Below are 15,678 nucleotides of genomic sequence, written 5' to 3' on the forward strand. Positions count from 1 at the left end.
CCGCGCATCCCAATTCTTTCTTGGAGGGTCGTCCATGGGACGCGTGACGGGACGGGTTTGCCTGGTGACGGGCGCCGCGCAGGGCATCGGCCGCGCCATAGGCGAGGCTCTTCTCGACGAGGGCGCCGCGGTCTGTTTCGCCGATCTCGATTTCGACAAGGTCGCACAGGTCGCCGGGGCCGCGAATACGCGCCTCAATGGCGACGGCGGACGCGCCATGGCCGCCGCGCTCGACGTGCGCGACCGGGTGCAGACGCGCGCCGCCATCGCCGCCACGGTCGAACGGTTCGGCCGGCTCGACGTAATGTTCAACAATGCCGGCGTGAACAAGCCGATGAACTTTCTCGACGTCACCGAAGAGAACTGGTCCTTCATCATGGGGGTGAACGGTCTGGGCTGCCTGATCGGGATGCAGGAGGCCGCGCGCCAGATGATCGCGCAGGGCCGCGGCCCGGACGGAACGGCGGGCAAGATCGTCAACACCGCCTCCATCGCGTCGCGCCAGGGTTTCGACAACGTGGCGCCCTATTGCGCCTCGAAATTCGCGGTCGTGTCGCTTACCCAATCGGGGCGCGCGACCTTGCCAAGCACGGCATAACCGTCACGGGCTTTGCCCCCGGTGTCGTCGCGACCGAGATGTGGGAGGAGGTCGATCGCGACCTCATGGCCATCGGCGCGGCCGAACGGCCCGGCCAGGCGATGGAAGAGTTCGCCGCCGGTATCCTCAAGGGCCGTGTCGCGAATCCCCGCGACATCACCGGCACCACGACCTTCCTTGCTAGTGCCGACAGCGACTACATGACCGGGCAGATCGTGATGATCGACGGCGGGATGACCTTGGTATGAGCCGGGTCGAAACCGAAACCGCGGCCAGCGGCAAGCCGAAGGAGGCCGATGAGAGCGCGCCGGGCCCCGATACCAACCGGACGCTGGTGCAGATCCTGTCATCGCAGGGCATCCTGATCGCCTTCGGGCTCTTCATGCTGGGCTTCGGCCTTTTTTCCGAGCGGTTCCTGAGCCTCGAGAACATGGAGTCCGTCCTGCGGTCCTCGGCCATCATCGGGGTCATGGCGCTGGGTGTGACGGTGGTGGTGATCTCGGGCAATCTCGACCTGTCGGTGGGCTCGATGCTGAGCTTCGGCACCGTGATGGTGGTCGATCTGCACGACAAGATCGGCGCGGCACCGGGGATCGCCGTCATGATGGCGGCGGTTCTGGCGCTGGGATGCGTCAACGGGTTCCTCGTCGGCATCCTCCGGCTCAACTCGCTGATCGTCACGCTGGGGATGCTTTCGGCGATCCAAGGTCTGACACTCATCTATTCGGGCGGCAAGAACGTCGATATCGACCCGTCGAGCCAGGACACCACGTGGTTCAAGGTGTTCGGCCGCGGCGATATCGCCGGGCTCGACATGCCCATCATCCTATTCGGCCTTCTGGCCGTGATCCTGCATTGCATCGTCGCCTATACCGCCTTCGGGCGGCGCGTCTATGCGGTGGGCGGCAACCCGACCGCGGCGGTGTTCTCGGGCATCCGGCGGGGCAGGGTGGTGTTCTCGACCTATGTCATCTCGTCCTTCTGTGTGGGGGTCGCCGCGATCATCCTCGGCAGCCGCGTCATGGGAAGTCAGAACAACGTGGGGCAGGGCTATGAGCTGCTCGTGCTGGCTGGCGTGATCCTCGGCGGCACCTCGCTGCTGGGCGGATCGGGGTCGATCTTCGAGACGGTGATCGGCGTGCTGATCCTGGGCTTCATCCAGAACGGCCTGCTGTTGCTGAGCTATCCCTATTACACGCAGTGGATCGTCACATGGTTCGTCATCATCCTCGCCGTTTGGCTGGATATCGCGGGCAAGCGCGGCCGGCTCTTTTCACCAATCGCATGACAACGAGGCTGACATGACCAAATCGGGCCCTCTCGGCTGGCTGATCCGCAACCCGATCTGGGTGTTCGTCGCCATCATCTTCGTGTTCTTCTCCCTGTCGACGGACCGGTTCTTCGACATTGCCAATTTCCGCAACATCCTCGTCCAGACCTCGACCATCGGGCTGATCGCGCTGGGCATGACGCTGGTGATGATCAACGGCAACATCGACCTCAGCGTCGGGGCGACGCTGGCGCTGGCGGCCTCGGTGACGGTGGATGCGATGGGCTGGGCGGTCTTTGCCGACTGGGGCAACTGGCAGATCCTGCCCGCGGTCCTGCTGCGCCTGCTAACCGGCGTCGCCATCGGTGCGCTCAACGGGTTCATCGTGTGGAAGACCGGGGTCGACGCCTTCATCGTCACGCTGGGCGCGATGCTGGGCATTCGCGGTCTCGTCTTTGTCTACACGCAGGAACAGTCGTTCTTCGCGACGAACTTCACCTATTCCGATTTCGACTATTCCAGCGTGCTGGGCGTGCCGACCCTGGCCATCGTGTTCCTAGTGTTCACGGTCGCCACCCATATCCTGCTCAGCCGTACGGTTCACGGCTCGAATACCTATGCCGTGGGCGACAACCGCGAGGCGGCGGTGAATGCCGGCATTCGCGTCGGGCCGCATATGGTCGTCAATTTCGTCATCGTCGGGTTCTTTGCGGCGCTGGCCGGCATCACCCTCTCGACGCAGATGGGGGCCGCGACGCCCAACCTCGGGCGCGAGTTCGAGCTTTGGGTGATTACCGCCGTCGTTCTGGGTGGAACCAAGCTGACCGGCGGGGCGGGGTCCATCATCGGAACTTTCGGTGGGGTGCTGGCTATCGGGATGCTGCGCAACGGCATGAACCTGATCGGCGTGCCGGCCTTCTACGTGCTGCTCGTGCTGGGCACGATCCTGATCTTCGTGCTGTTCCTCGACAAGCAACTGAACCGCCAGGGCGACGAGGAGATCCGGCTATGACCGACACGGCCGCGGCGGGCACGATCCTGCGCCTCGAGAAGATCGTGAAGACTTTTCCTGGGGTCCGGGCGCTTGACGGGGTGGATTTCGAACTGCGCCGCGGAGAGGTCCATGCCCTCATGGGCGAGAACGGGGCCGGGAAATCCACCCTGATGAAGGTTCTCGCCGGCATGTATCAGCCCGATGGCGGGCGCATCCATATCGATGGGCTGCGCTGCGTCCTGCCCACGCCTATCGCCGCCAAGGAACAGGGCGTCATCCTCGTGCACCAGGAACTCAGCCTCGCCGAAGAGATGACGGTGGCCGAGAACATCTTTCTGGGCGAACTCCCGCGTTCGCGCTTCGGCTTTGTCGATTGGAAAGTGCTCAACCGGCGAGTAGGCGACATCCTCGAGACGCTGAACGTCGATTTCGGACCGCGCACCAAGGTCAATCGCCTGTCCATCGCGAAAAAGCAGATGGTCGAGATCGCCCGCGCCCTGACCCATGACGCCAAGGTCGTCGTGTTCGACGAACCGACCGCGTCACTGACCGATGCCGAAAAGACGGTTTTGTTCGACATCATCGGCGATCTGCAGGAGCGAGGTGTCGGAATCGTCTATATCTCGCACCGGATGGAGGAAATCTTCAGGATCTCCGACCGTATCTCGATCCTGCGCGACGGATCTTATCGCGGCACTCTCGTCACCGCCGAAACCGACGAGGACGAGGTCACGCGCGCCATGATCGGCCGTTCACTCGACCTCAGCCGAACGAGCGATGCCCGTGTCGCGCCCGGCGAGGTCCGCCTTGCCGTGCGGGACCTGTCCTGCGGCAAGCTGTTCCGGGACGTGAGCTTTGAGCTGCGCGCGGGCGAAGTACTGGGCTTCTACGGGCTGATCGGCGCCGGCCGGACCGAGATCGCCGAAACCCTGTTCGGGCTACGCCGTCCCTCGGCCGGGACGGTCCATCTCGACGGCGAGGCCGTTCGCATCGGCTCGCCCGCCGAGGCCATCGCCCGCGGGCTCAGCCTCGTGCCCGAAAGCCGCAAGGAACAAGGGCTCGTGCTTGGCATGAATTGCCGCGACAACATCACATTGCCGCAGATCGACCGGATGACCTCGGGCCCCTTCATCTCGGGCGCGCGCGAGGTCGAGATCTACGACAAGTACCAGGCGCGGCTCGAGATCAAGGCGCCGAGCTGGCGCACCATGGTCAAGAACCTCTCAGGCGGCAATCAGCAAAAGATCGTCATCGGCAAATGGCTGTCCATGGCCCCGCGGGTTCTGATCGTGGACGAGCCGACCCGCGGGATCGATGTCGGCTCCAAATCCGAGATCCACAACCTGATACGCGAACTCGCGGCCTCGGGACTCGCCGTCATCGTCATCTCGTCTGAAATGCCCGAGGTGCTGCGCGTCTCGGACCGGATCGCGGCGATGCACGAGGGTCGGCTCGTAACCGTGTTTGAGCGCGACGTCGTAACCGAGGACGATCTGATCCAGGCAATCTCGGGGATAGGAGAGCACGCGGCATGAAGCTGGGTTTCGCAGGGCTGGGGCGCATGGGGCGTCCTATGGCGGCCAATCTGATCGCCGCGGCGTTCGAGGTAACGCTCTGGAACCGGTCGCCAGACAAGGCCGTGGGCCTCGGCGTAGCGGTCGCGGACAGCCCCCGCGCCCTGTCGGACAGCGCCGATGTGATCGTGACGATGCTGGCCGACGACGCGGCATCCGAAACGGTGCATTTCGGGCCCGACGGCCTGTTCGCCGGCGGCGCGAGTGTCTTTCTCGAGATGGGAACCGTATCGCCCGACCATATCGCCGCGCTCGCCCGCGCGACGGATGCGCAGGTGATCGACGCGCCGGTATCGGGCTCGACCCCGCAGGCCGAGACGGGCACGCTCAAGATCATGGTGGGTGCCAATGAGGACGAGATCGCCCCGCTGCGCCCTGTGCTCGACGCGATGGGCGACAAGATCGACGTGATGGGCGGGCAGGGCCAGGCGGCGGTGATGAAGCTTGCCGTCAACATGCTGATCCACGCCATGAACCAGACCCTGGCCGAGGCGCTGGCGCTGACCGATGCCGCCGGGCTCGACCGCGAACGTGCCTTTGACGTGATCGCCGGGTCGGCGGCGGGTGCACCGATGCTGGGCTATCGGCGCGGGCTCTATCTTGACGAAACCGCACATGACGTGACCTTTGCGCTCAGTCTCGCTCGCAAGGATCTCGATATCGCGACCGCGCTGGCAGACCGACTGGGCGTCGCCATGCCGCAGGCCCAAGTGAACCGCCATCGTCTTGCCGAGGCTGAATCCCACGGGTTCGGAGATCGCGACATGGCTGCAATCGTCCCGCATGAACGAGGTGAAAGATGAAAGCCGTATTGTTTGCCGGAGGGTGGGAGGGTCACGATCCCAGCGCATTCGCCCATTGGTGCCGCGATCTGCTGGAGGCCGAAGGGGCCGAGGTCACGATCCACGACACGCTTGCGCCGCTCGCCGATCCCGACGGGATGCGGGACACCGACCTGATCGTGCCGATCTGGTCCTCGGCGCGCTCTGCACACCGCCCCGAATTCGGAAACATGACGAAGGACGAAGAGGACGGAATGCTCGACCTTATCGCCGGTGGCTGCGGCATCGGGGGATGGCACGGCCATATGGGGGATGCCTTCCGCGACCGGCCGACCTACCATTTTCTCATCGGCGGACAGTTCGTCGCCCATCCGCCCGGTTGGCCCGACAACCCTGTGCCTACCGACGACTATATCGATCACGACGTGACCGTCACCGCGCCCGATCACCCCATCATGAAGGGGATCGACAGTTTCAGCCTGCACTCCGAACAGTATTACATGCTCGTCGATCCCTCCAACGAGGTTCTCGCGACGACCACCTTTTCGGGCGAGCACATTCCGTGGATCGAGGGCTCGGTCATCCCGGTGGTCTGGACACGGCGCTGGGACAAGGGGCGGGTCTTCTACTGTTCGGTCGGCCATGCGCTCGACGATCTCAAGGTGCCCCAGATCACCGAGATCGTGCGCCGCGGGCTGATCTGGGCCGCGCGCAAAGAGCCCTAGCCCGCATCCCCGCGCGGCGCGGCCGCCCGCGCCGTCAGGCGTCGAGCCGGATCACGCGTTTGCCGAAGGCCCGGCCTTCGAGCAGCCCGACGAAGGCTTCGGGGGCGCGTTCCAGACCGTCGATCATCTCTTCGCGGTAGTGGATGCGCCCCTGCTTGACCCAGTCGCCCATCTGGCGGGCGAAATCGGGGTAGAGATGGCCGAAATCGTCAAAGACGATGAACCCCCTCAGCGTCATGCGCTTGCGCAGGATCATGCCCATCAGCAGGCTCAGCCGGTCCGGGCCTTTGGGCAGCGAGGTGGCGTTGTATTGCGAGATCAGGCCGCAGACCGGAATGCGCGCCAAGGTATTTAGGCAGGGCATCACCGCGTCGAAGACCGCCCCGCCCACATTCTCGAAATAGATGTCGATGCCATCGGGCACGGCGGCCTTGAGCGCATCGGGAAACCGCTCGGCCTTGTAGTCGATGCAGGCGTCGAACCCGAGCGTCTCGGTCACATGGGCGCATTTCTCGGGACCGCCGGCAATGCCCACGACATGGCATCCGAGGATCTTGCCGATCTGGCCCACCGTCGCGCCCACCGGGCCGCTCGCCCCCGCGACGACGACCGTCTCGCCCGCCTCGGGCTGCCCGATCTGGGTCAGCCCCGACCACGCGGTGAGCCCCGGCATCCCCAGAACGCCGAGCGCCCAGGAGGGGTTCTCGGGCGACTTGCCCATGTTGATGACGCCCGCGCCATCCGACAGCGCGTAATCCTGCCATCCGCCGAAGGCCGAGACCCAATCGCCGGGCGCGAACCCGTCGACGTCCGAGCGGACGACCTTGGCTACGGTGCCCCCGACCATGACCTCGCCGAGGTTCACCGGCTCGGCATAGGAGGGCGCATCGCTCATCCGGCCTCGCATGTAGGGATCAAGCGAGAGATAGACGTTGCGCAGCAGCATCTGCCCCGCGCCGGGCTCGGGGATATCAACCGTCTTGAGACGCAGGGTGTTGTCGTCCGGCACGCCCCGAGGCCGCTCGGCCAGGACGAAACGGCGGTTTTTCGAAGAGGTCTGTGTCATGTCGTGCCTTTCCAGCCCTGTCAGATCCGCGGGCCGAGCATGTTGCATCCGTCACGACAGCAATGCCCGCGCACGCGCTCGGGTCCGTCCGCGGCCGCAGAGACGCAAAGACATGATCGGGCGGGGTGCTGCGGGCTTGGAGGAAATGGTGCCCGGGGGCGGAATCGAACCACCGACACGAGGATTTTCAATCCACTGCTCTACCCCTGAGCTACCCAGGCACGGGAGGACGGGGCGTGTGCTGCCCGTCCGGGTGGGCGTGTATTAGACGCGGGACAGGGCCAAGTCCAGAGGGCCGCGGGGGAAAAATCACGCTATTGGCGGGGCGGGGGTTCGGTGCTGTCCTCGGACCAGTCCTCGTCTTCGGCGGGCACCGCATAGCCGCCCGTCAGCCACCGCCCGAGGTCGATATCGGCGCAGCGACGCGAGCAGAACGGGCGGTAATTCGGGTCGGCCGGCCGGGCGCAGATCGGGCAGGTCACGGATGCGCCTCCAGGCTCAGGGACAGGGGCAGACGGTCGCGCTTGCGCGTCAGCTCGAAACAGCCCAGCGGCGTCCAGCCGGCCAGCGTCGTGGCCACCGGATCGGCGCGAAACGCCGCGCGCAGGATCTGTTCGTACTGGCGGCGGTCCTTCTTTGGCATGGGCGCGAGATCGAGCGTGATCTGCCCGCCGAGACCGCGGGCGCGAAGTTGGGCCGGCAGGGCGCGGGCGCAGGCGATATTGGCCTTGAACCCCGCCGCCAGCGACGTGTCGGCGCCGGTATTCACGTCGATCGCGACCATGGCGCGGGTCGGCTCGATCGCCATCCACGCGCCGCCGGCCAGATCGACGCGCGGTCGGTGCAGCGCGTCGATGGCGTCGAGGATGCCATGAACCGCGAAATTGCCGGTATCGGTAAAGATCGCGTCGGGCGTGTCCCAGTCGCGCCAGGCCAGCATATGGGGGTCGGGGCCGTCGAAAAGCAGCTCGGGCGCGGCGCCGGTATCGTCGGCCACGCGCGCGGCCAGATCGAGCATCGCAGCGATGTCCTCGGCCACCTCGTCATCGGGCGCGGTCTCGGCGGCCGAGCGCAGGATCAGCCCCAGATCGCCCGGCGCCCCGGCCACGTCATGCGCGATGGCCAGCAGCGCCTCGGCGCGATCCTCGTCGCGCACCCGGCGCGAGACGTTGTAGCCGGGCTTGCCGGGGGTGACGATGACGTGGCGCGACTTGAACAGCGGCTCGGCGGTGACGGGCACGGCCTTGCCGTCCTCGGCATAGCCTGTGACCTGCACCAGCAGCCGCGCGCCTTCCGACAGGCCGCGGGCGTTGCGCAGAAAGGCGCGGCCCTCGGGCAGGCGCAGGGTGACGCCGCCCTGTCCCTTCATCTGGCGGTCGACGACGGCGCGGTAGATCGCGCCCGGAACGGGGCGGTCGTCCGGGGCGGGCACCAGCAGGTCATCGAGCCGCCCGTCGACCATCAGCGCCGCGGCCGGACGCCCGTTGAGGTGATCGAGATGGATCGTGCGGCCTTTCATGCGACCTCCCACAAGGGCCAGCCCGCCGCGTGCAAAAGCTGCGCCGTCTCGTGGAGCGGCAGGCCCACCACCGCCGAATGCGAGCCCTGGATCCACGACACGAAGGCCGCGGCAGGCCCCTGAATGGCATAGCCCCCGGCCTTTCCGCGCCAGTCGCCGGTGGCGATATAGCCCTCGATCTCGACGCTGGAGAGACGCTTGAGCTTGACCGCCGTCTCGACATCGCGCTGCCAGCGCCCCGCGGCGCTGCGAAGGGCGACCGAGGTGTGAACGCGATGGCGCCGCCCCGACAGCGCTGCGAGAAAGGCGCGCGCCTCGTCCGCGTCCCGCGGCTTGCCGAGGATGCGTCGCCCGAGCGCGACCGTGGTATCGGCGGCGATCACGATCTCGTCCGCGCCGGGCGCCAGCGCGTCGGCCTTGGCCGCCGCCATGCGCGCGCAATAGGGGCGGGGCAATTCGCCGGGGCGGGGCGTCTCGTCGATATCGGGCGCGCGGATCTCGTCGGGGACGAGCCCGATCTGCGCCAATAGCTCGCGCCGACGCGGCGAGCCCGAGCCGAGGATCAGCCGCACGGGCCGGGCCGCGGCCTTACTTGAAGCGGTAATTGATCCGCCCTTTGGTCAGATCATAGGGGGTCATTTCGACCTGTACCTTGTCGCCGGCCAGAACGCGGATGCGGTTCTTGCGCATCTTGCCCGCCGTATGCGCGATGATTTCATGGCCGTTTTCCAGCTCGACCTTGAACGTCGCATTCGGCAGGAGTTCCTTCACGACGCCGGGAAATTCGAGCAGTTCTTCCTTGGCCATGTGTAATCCTGGTTATGCATCCCCACTGCGGGATGCCGCTATATGGGCCTGCTTGCCCGGCTTTTCAAGCCGTATAGGCGGGCGCCGCGCTCACGGATCGAGCGTGGCGATCAGGGTAAAGAGCCGTCGCGCGGTCTGCGGATCGAGGATCGCGTGGGCGGCGAGCCGTTTTTGCAGATCGGCCCCGGCGCGGTCGTGCAAGGCGCGCCGCGCGGCGTCGAGCGCGGCGATCCGCGCGGGCGGCAGGGACTTCACCGCGCTGGCATAGGCGCGGCAAAGGTCGCGGTAGTCGCGCGCCATGGCGTCGATGCGCGCGCGGGGGATCGCGAACGCGGCGCGCGGCGTGCCGCTTTCGTCCGCGACCGCGAATGTCACCGCGTCGCGGTCGGCCGACAGCGTCAGGCGCAGCGGCGTCAGCGACGGCTCGGCGGCAAGGGCAAAGCTGTTGTGCTCTTCGAGGTCGAAGATCGCGACGCGCCGATCCTGTTCGGTCTCGGGCGGCACCTCGGGCGCCGAGGCCAGCGCGACCGAGATCAGCCGCGGCCCGCTCAACGGTTCAGCTTGTCGAGCCGCGCCTGCACCGACAATCCGTGCGCCTCGAGGCTTTCGGACCGCGCCAGCGTCGCCGCCGCCGGCCCGACCGCGCGCAGCGCCTCGGGGGTCATGCGCGCCAGCGTGGTGCGTTTCATGAAATCGAGCACCGACAGCCCCGAGGAGAACCGCGCCGAGCGCGCGGTGGGCAGGACGTGGTTCGGCCCGCCGACATAGTCCCCGATGGCCTCGGGGGTCCATTGGCCCAGGAAAATCGCGCCCGCATTGCGGATATTGGCGGCCAGCGCATCGGGGTCGGCCACGCAAAGCTCCAGATGTTCGGGCGCGATGCGGTCGGCCAGCGCCGCGGCCTCGCCCAGGTCGCGCACGGTGACGATGGCGCCGTGATCGCGCCAGGCCCGCCCGGCGATCTCGCGCCGCTCGAGCGTCTGCAATCGCGCCTCGACCGCCCTTGCGACGGCATCTCCGAAACCCGCATCGGTGGTGATGAGGATGGATTGCGCGCTTTCGTCGTGCTCGGCCTGGCTCAGCAGATCGAGCGCGATCCAGTCGGGGTCGTTGTCGGCATCCGCGATGACGAGGATCTCGGACGGCCCGGCGATCATGTCGATGCCCACCCGGCCAAAGACGCGGCGCTTGGCGGCGGCGACATAGGCGTTGCCGGGGCCGGTGATCTTGTCGACGGGGGCGATGGTCTCGGTGCCGTAGGCCAGCGCCGCGATGGCCTGTGCCCCGCCGATGCGATAGATCGTCTCGACCCCCGAGATCCGCGCGGCCAGCAGCACCAGCGGGTTCACCCGCCCGTCGGGGGTCGGCACCACCATCACCAGCCGCTCGACGCCTGCGACCTGCGCCGGGATCGCGTTCATCAGCACCGATGACGGGTAGGAGGCCAGCCCCCCCGGCACATAGAGCCCGGCCGCACCCACCGCCGTCCAGCGCCAGCCCAGCCGCGCCCCGGCCGCGTCGGTCCATTCGGCATCCTCGGGCAACTGGCGGTCGTGATAGGCCCGGATGCGCGCGGCCGCCTGTTCCAGCGCCGCGGCCTCGTCCGCGGGCACGCGGGCAATCTCGGCCTCGATCTCGTCGCGGTCGAACGCCAGCCGCTCGGGCGTGAGGTCCAGCCGGTCGAACCGCGCGGTCAACTCGATCAGCGCCGCGTCGCCGCGGTTCCGCACATCGGCGATGATCGCGGCCACGGTATCGTCGACATCGACGCTGTCCTCGCGCTTCATCGTCAGCAGCGCGGCGAACGCTTCCTCGAAACCCGGATCGTCGGTGGCGAGCCTAAACATCGTCGGCCTCTTTATGGTCGGGCAGGCGCCCCGAGGGCGCGCGATAGGGCTGCGTCACGTCGCGCAAGGTGCAGTCGAGCGATTCGACCTCAAGCGCGATGGCCCCGTCGCCCGCGAGCGTCAGCACGACGCGGCCGGTGCCGTCCTCGCCCGGCTCGAAGGTCACGGACAGCAGGGACAGCACGAGGTCGCGCTCGGCCGGGTCGAGCCCGGAGCGGCGCACCGCCATCACGTCGTCAAAGACCAGAACCGTGCGAACCCGCTCGACGGCGCGGCCTTCGGCGACGGCGCGATCCTCGCGGCGTATGCGGTTCAGCAGCAGCCCGAACCGCCGCCGGGCACGGTCGTACCGGGCCTCGGTGATCGGAAAGACGCTGTCCTGCACCAGCCCCGAGATCAGGGTAAGGTCCTCGGCATCCAGCGCCCTGAGCCGCAGCGGACCGCCGCGCGCGTCCTCGAACCGTGCGTCGCTCATGATCCGCGCACCCGCTCGACGCTGGCGCCCACGGCGCGCAGCTTGTCCTCGAGCCGCTCGTAGCCGCGATCGAGGTGATAGACGCGGTTCACCTGCGTCTCGCCCTCGGCGGCGAGCCCGGCCAGGATCAGCGAGACGCTGGCGCGCAGGTCGGTGGCCATGACCTGCGCCCCCTTGAGGCGCGGCACGCCCGTCACCCGCGCGGTGCCGCCTTGAACGTCGATCCGTGCGCCCATGCGGGTCAGTTCGGGCGCGTGCATGAACCGGTTCTCGAAAATCGTCTCGTGCAGGGTGCTGACCCCGTCGGCCGTGCACAAAAGCGCCATCATCTGCGCCTGAAGATCGGTGGGAAAGCCGGGGAAGGGGGCCGTTTCGACGTCGACCGCCCCCACCCGGTCGCCGCGGCGCGCGACCTTGAGCCCGCGGGGCGTTTCCTCGACCGAGATGCCGGCCGCGTCCAGCCGCTCGCAAAAGGCCTCGACCAGCGCGATGCTGCCGCCGAGGCATTCGACGCTGCCGCCGGCGATGGCGGGGGCCAGCATGTAGGTGCCGAGCTCGATCCGGTCGGCCACGACCGGGTGCGTCGCCCCGTCGAGCGCATCGACCCCCTCGATCTCGATGGTGGAGCTGCCCTCGCCCTCGATCCGCGCGCCCATCCGCTTGAGGCACCGCGCGAGATCCGCGATCTCGGGCTCGCGCGCGGCGTTCTCGATGACGGTCGTGCCGCGCGCGAGCGTCGCGGCCATCAGCGCGTTCTCGGTCGCGCCCACCGACACCACCGGAAAGGCGATGCGCCCCGCCTTGAGACCGCCGTTCGGGGCGGTCGCGTGGACATAGCCGTCGCGCAGGTCGAGCTCGGCCCCCAGCGCCGACAATGCCTGAAGGTGCAGGTCGACCGGCCGCGCCCCGATCGCGCAGCCCCCCGGCAGCGACACCTCGGCCCGGCCCTCGCGCGCCAGCAGCGGCCCCAGCACGAGGATCGAGGCGCGCATCTTGCGCACGATATCGTATTCGGCCCGCGGCTTGCCCAGCGCGTGGCTCGACATGGTCAGGACGCGCCCGCCCTGCAACGCGCTGACCTCGGTCCCGAGCGACCGCAAAAGCTCGGTCATCGTCGCGATGTCGGACAGGCGCGGCGCGTTGGTCAGCGTCAGCGGCGCATCGGTCAGCAGCGTGGCCGGCATCAGAGTGAGACAGGCGTTCTTGGCCCCGGCGATGGGGATCTCGCCGTTCAGCTCGGCCCCGCCCTTGACGATTATCGAATCCATGCCGCTATCCTTGCTGTCTGGGCGGGGTATCGCGCGAACCCGGCGCCGCGCCGTCCCCGGTCGCATCCCCTGCGCGCGACCGCGCGCGCGCCTGGGCCTTGCGCCGGGCCATGTTCGACTTCAGCGCGGATTTCAACCGGTCCTCGCGGCTTTGGCCGGTGCCGGCGCGCGGTTTGTCCCTGTCGGTATCGCGTGTCATGCGACGTGCTTAACGGCCCCTCGACACGGGGTCTAGGCAGAGCCGCGCGCCGCGCCGCGCGGGGTACGAAAACCGCCGAAGGGGGCCTTGCGCGGCCCGCCCCGAGGGTCTAATGACCCGCCACGCCCGGACGCTGCCGTAGCTCAGGGGTAGAGCACTCCCTTGGTAAGGGAGAGGTCGAGAGTTCAAATCTCTCCGGCAGCACCAGCCTTACCCATTGAATTTATAGAAAATCCTGACTTATCAGGGTCGTGGCCTGCCCAACTTAGATACAGGGCAGCGATACATGGGCTTGAAAATGGCGACACCATGGAAGCATCCCGATACCGGGATTTTCTACGTATATGAGCGTGTTCCGACTGATGTTCTCGGGGTGGCCAAAGGGCGGATCGTTACGGTCCAGTTCGGGGAGCAATCCTATCAGGTAAAGCTGGGAACCCATGTTAGGTTGTCCCTACGGACCAAGGACGGCAGGACCGCTAAGGGCCGCTACAGGGAAGCGGCGGCGTCTTTGCAGGATCACTATGGCCTCATGCGACGGGAGACCCTCACAGGCCCGGTAAGCCTCACACAGCGTCAGATCGAGGCTATTGCGGGGGAATACTACCGCAGCCAGACAGTGCAGCATCAGGATAGCCCCGGAGACCCGGAGGGATGGGATGCGGCGCTATCGGTTCTGGGTGAGGCAGGCGAGACCCCTGCGGGTGTGGAGCGCCTGCACGGAGATGAGGCAAACAGATTGCTCCACACTCGGGGCCTGTCCATCGACGCAACCAGTCGGGCGCTCCTGCTGGAAGCGATGCACCGGGCTTACATGATGTTCGCTGCCGCGCAGGAACGCAGGGGGCTTGGGGACTACCGACCAGACCGACAGGCCGAACGATTCCCCGAGTTCCCCGCCTAGCCCATGGGAGGCAGGAGGTTCAAAGATGGCGCTGGGGTGTCTTTGACGGACCTGTTCGGCCTGTGGGCGCGTGAGCATCGGCGGGACGATAAACCGGAAAGGACGGTCGGTGACTACCGTCAAAAGATCGAAAGTTTACAGGTGTGGCTTGGGCATGAAGATGCGGAAAAGATCACCGCCCGACAGATCATCGACTGGTGCGATCACCTTCGGGACGAACGCGAACTGTCCCCGCGAACTGTCAAGACCAAGTATCTGGCGGCTGTAAGGACCGTGTTCCGGCTCGATGTGGAAAGGCTTGCGATTGCGGTCGATCCAACATCAACCGTTCGGGTCCGGGGCCGGGGGAAGGTCAAGGAACGATCACGCGGCTTCACCGATGATGAGGCCAGGGCAATCCTTACTACGGCACTATGCGACCCCTCGGCGCTTGGCGGCATGGCAGAGCGGCATAAACTGGCGGTCAGGTGGCTGCCGTGGATCGGCGCCTATACCGGGGCGCGGATCACCGAACTGGCGCAGCTACGGAAGCAGGACTTTTTCACAGAGGCTGGTATCGCCTGTATCAAGATCACGCCCGAAGCGGGCAGGGTGAAGACAGGTGAGTTTAGGTGCGTTCCGCTTCACCCGCATCTATTGGAGATGGGCCTCTTGGCAGTCGTCAAGGGGCGCCCAGAGGGGCACCTATTTGCCATACCCGGCGACTCGGCACAGGAAACCTACAGGCGATGCGAGAACGCCGGGGCGGCTGTAGCCAAGTGGGTCAGGCGGTCTACTGGTGTGACGGATAAGCGGGTATGGCCGACCCACGGCTGGCGGCACCGGTTCAAGAGGATTGCCGCTATAGCCGATATCGCCCCGGACTACGTTGACATGATCGAGGGCCACAGCCTTGCGGGCGGCGGTTCCGGCAAATCATACAGGGAAGCGGAGATGCAAACGCTCTTTCGCGAAGTCCAAAAACTACCCCGGTATGAATGGCCGGAGGACGATTGTTCGGCATAGGCAATGGCACTGCAAAGCGATGGTGTCGTGGCGACCAGACGGCCTGACTACCTATTCCCGCGCACCCACTTGTGGGTGTAATATCAAGTGATTGGAGCATTTCCCTTTGGCACCTTAAGTCGTCCCATAGGCCATTTTATGGGACACTTACGGACATGATCGCATTGCAAATCGGCGCAGGTCGCCTGCGCTTCACCTTCGCCCTCGGCCGCCTTGGGCTGGCCGTCAGGACACCCTTCGTCGGGGAGATGGCATGGACACGCGGCATCGGCCTGACTTTCGACCGCTGGCGGGATGTTCGTGGCGGGAAAGGCTTGGGGGTGGGCGTCGCCTAGGATATGCCGTCAGACGCGATAGTGGGGCCGTAGGGGTGCCCTGCGCCTTTTTGGCTGTAGGTGTAGCGATGATGGGCTTTGCGCACTGTGCGCGGCTTGTGGGGCCTCTGGGGTTGCCCCCACCCTATAGAGAAATCACGACAGGGCGGTCCCGCACTCTAGGGACTAGGGTCAGGATGCATTGATTGGTGCTGTTCGGCGTGATTCACGGCCCGAAAAACGGAGCGGTGACATGGACGACCTCTACTGGCTGAGCGACGAGCAGATGGCCAAGCTTTCCCCTTTCTTTCCGAAGTCGCACGGGAAGCCA

Annotated in this window: 18 protein-coding genes, 2 tRNA genes and 2 pseudogenes; 11 read left to right on the plus strand and 11 right to left on the minus strand. The window is 66.5% G+C overall.

The window, feature by feature from the left end:
* The first annotated feature begins 34 nt into the window (after nucleotides 1–34).
* From E2L08_RS13105 to E2L08_RS13130, 6 genes and pseudogenes are all read left to right on the plus strand, one after another.
* A pseudogene (locus tag E2L08_RS13105) lies at nucleotides 35–846 on the plus strand (SDR family NAD(P)-dependent oxidoreductase).
* On the plus strand, nucleotides 843–1,886 hold the full coding sequence (locus tag E2L08_RS13110; protein WP_133397543.1) for an ABC transporter permease: 1,044 nt from the start codon (nucleotides 843–845) through the stop codon (nucleotides 1,884–1,886). Before E2L08_RS13105 ends, E2L08_RS13110 begins: the two are co-directional and overlap by 4 nt.
* Nucleotides 1,887–1,899: 13 nt before the next feature.
* Nucleotides 1,900–2,880, plus strand: coding sequence for an ABC transporter permease (locus tag E2L08_RS13115; RefSeq protein ID WP_133397544.1), 981 nt, complete (start codon nucleotides 1,900–1,902; stop codon nucleotides 2,878–2,880).
* Nucleotides 2,877–4,397: a sugar ABC transporter ATP-binding protein gene (locus tag E2L08_RS13120; RefSeq protein ID WP_133397545.1), complete on the plus strand. Its 1,521-nt coding sequence runs from the start codon at nucleotides 2,877–2,879 to the stop codon at nucleotides 4,395–4,397. Before E2L08_RS13115 ends, E2L08_RS13120 begins: the two co-directional genes overlap by 4 nt.
* Nucleotides 4,394–5,239, plus strand: coding sequence for an NAD(P)-dependent oxidoreductase (locus E2L08_RS13125; RefSeq protein WP_133397546.1), 846 nt, complete (start codon nucleotides 4,394–4,396; stop codon nucleotides 5,237–5,239). Before E2L08_RS13120 ends, E2L08_RS13125 begins: the two co-directional genes overlap by 4 nt.
* Nucleotides 5,236–5,943, plus strand: coding sequence for a ThuA domain-containing protein (locus tag E2L08_RS13130; RefSeq protein ID WP_133397547.1), 708 nt, complete (start codon nucleotides 5,236–5,238; stop codon nucleotides 5,941–5,943). Before E2L08_RS13125 ends, E2L08_RS13130 begins: the two co-directional genes overlap by 4 nt.
* A gap of 34 nt (nucleotides 5,944–5,977) precedes the next feature.
* Here the strand turns inward: E2L08_RS13130 and curA are convergent, their stop codons facing one another.
* The 11 genes from curA to E2L08_RS17290 all read right to left on the minus strand — a co-directional run bounded on the left by curA (nucleotide 5,978) and on the right by E2L08_RS17290 (nucleotide 13,124).
* On the minus strand, nucleotides 5,978–7,009 hold the full coding sequence (gene curA, locus E2L08_RS13135) for an NADPH-dependent curcumin/dihydrocurcumin reductase (protein WP_133397548.1): 1,032 nt from the start codon (nucleotides 7,007–7,009) through the stop codon (nucleotides 5,978–5,980).
* A gap of 146 nt (nucleotides 7,010–7,155) precedes the next feature.
* Nucleotides 7,156–7,230 (minus strand) — tRNA-Phe (locus E2L08_RS13140).
* Nucleotides 7,231–7,323: 93 nt separating this feature from the next.
* Nucleotides 7,324–7,491, minus strand: a complete 168-nt coding sequence (locus E2L08_RS13145; RefSeq protein WP_133397549.1) for a DNA gyrase inhibitor YacG — start codon at nucleotides 7,489–7,491, stop codon at nucleotides 7,324–7,326.
* A complete protein-coding gene (locus E2L08_RS13150) occupies nucleotides 7,488–8,528 on the minus strand; it encodes a ribonuclease E/G (RefSeq protein ID WP_133397550.1) in 1,041 nt (346 codons plus the stop codon). The genes E2L08_RS13145 and E2L08_RS13150 overlap by 4 nt, the downstream gene beginning before the upstream one ends.
* Complete coding sequence (locus E2L08_RS13155) at nucleotides 8,525–9,100, minus strand: Maf family protein (RefSeq protein ID WP_133397551.1); 576 nt, start codon at nucleotides 9,098–9,100, stop codon at nucleotides 8,525–8,527. Before E2L08_RS13155 ends, E2L08_RS13150 begins: the two co-directional genes overlap by 4 nt.
* Nucleotides 9,101–9,116: 16 nt before the next feature.
* Nucleotides 9,117–9,335, minus strand: coding sequence for a translation initiation factor IF-1 (gene infA / locus E2L08_RS13160; RefSeq protein WP_099828246.1), 219 nt, complete (start codon nucleotides 9,333–9,335; stop codon nucleotides 9,117–9,119).
* A 90-nt stretch (nucleotides 9,336–9,425) separates the two neighbouring features.
* Complete coding sequence (locus tag E2L08_RS13165; RefSeq protein WP_168771150.1) at nucleotides 9,426–9,887, minus strand: UPF0262 family protein; 462 nt, start codon at nucleotides 9,885–9,887, stop codon at nucleotides 9,426–9,428.
* Nucleotides 9,884–11,182 (minus strand): histidinol dehydrogenase, encoded by a 1,299-nt coding sequence (gene hisD, locus E2L08_RS13170; RefSeq protein ID WP_133397553.1) that lies wholly within the window; start codon nucleotides 11,180–11,182, stop codon nucleotides 9,884–9,886. Before hisD ends, E2L08_RS13165 begins: the two co-directional genes overlap by 4 nt.
* Nucleotides 11,175–11,657, minus strand: coding sequence for a DUF2948 family protein (locus E2L08_RS13175; protein ID WP_133397554.1), 483 nt, complete (start codon nucleotides 11,655–11,657; stop codon nucleotides 11,175–11,177). Before E2L08_RS13175 ends, hisD begins: the two co-directional genes overlap by 8 nt.
* Nucleotides 11,654–12,925 (minus strand): UDP-N-acetylglucosamine 1-carboxyvinyltransferase, encoded by a 1,272-nt coding sequence (gene murA, locus E2L08_RS13180; protein ID WP_133397555.1) that lies wholly within the window; start codon nucleotides 12,923–12,925, stop codon nucleotides 11,654–11,656. The genes E2L08_RS13175 and murA overlap by 4 nt, the downstream gene beginning before the upstream one ends.
* Nucleotides 12,926–12,929: 4 nt before the next feature.
* Nucleotides 12,930–13,124: a hypothetical protein gene (locus E2L08_RS17290; protein WP_133397556.1), complete on the minus strand. Its 195-nt coding sequence runs from the start codon at nucleotides 13,122–13,124 to the stop codon at nucleotides 12,930–12,932.
* A gap of 132 nt (nucleotides 13,125–13,256) precedes the next feature.
* On the opposite strand from E2L08_RS17290, the gene E2L08_RS13190 reads away from it, so the two are divergent.
* From E2L08_RS13190 to E2L08_RS13210, 5 genes and pseudogenes are all read left to right on the plus strand, one after another.
* Nucleotides 13,257–13,331 (plus strand) — tRNA-Thr (locus tag E2L08_RS13190).
* A 79-nt stretch (nucleotides 13,332–13,410) separates the two neighbouring features.
* Complete coding sequence (locus E2L08_RS13195; protein WP_133397557.1) at nucleotides 13,411–14,028, plus strand: DUF6538 domain-containing protein; 618 nt, start codon at nucleotides 13,411–13,413, stop codon at nucleotides 14,026–14,028.
* Nucleotides 14,029–14,070: 42 nt separating this feature from the next.
* Nucleotides 14,071–15,033, plus strand: coding sequence for a site-specific integrase (locus tag E2L08_RS13200; RefSeq protein ID WP_168771151.1), 963 nt, complete (start codon nucleotides 14,071–14,073; stop codon nucleotides 15,031–15,033).
* A gap of 155 nt (nucleotides 15,034–15,188) precedes the next feature.
* A complete protein-coding gene (locus E2L08_RS13205; protein ID WP_133397559.1) occupies nucleotides 15,189–15,368 on the plus strand; it encodes a hypothetical protein in 180 nt (59 codons plus the stop codon).
* A gap of 232 nt (nucleotides 15,369–15,600) precedes the next feature.
* Nucleotides 15,601–15,678, plus strand: a pseudogene (locus E2L08_RS13210) (IS5/IS1182 family transposase); the annotation flags it as partial.

The organism is Palleronia sediminis, from assembly GCF_004358695.1.
Lineage (GTDB): Bacteria > Pseudomonadota > Alphaproteobacteria > Rhodobacterales > Rhodobacteraceae > Palleronia > Palleronia sediminis.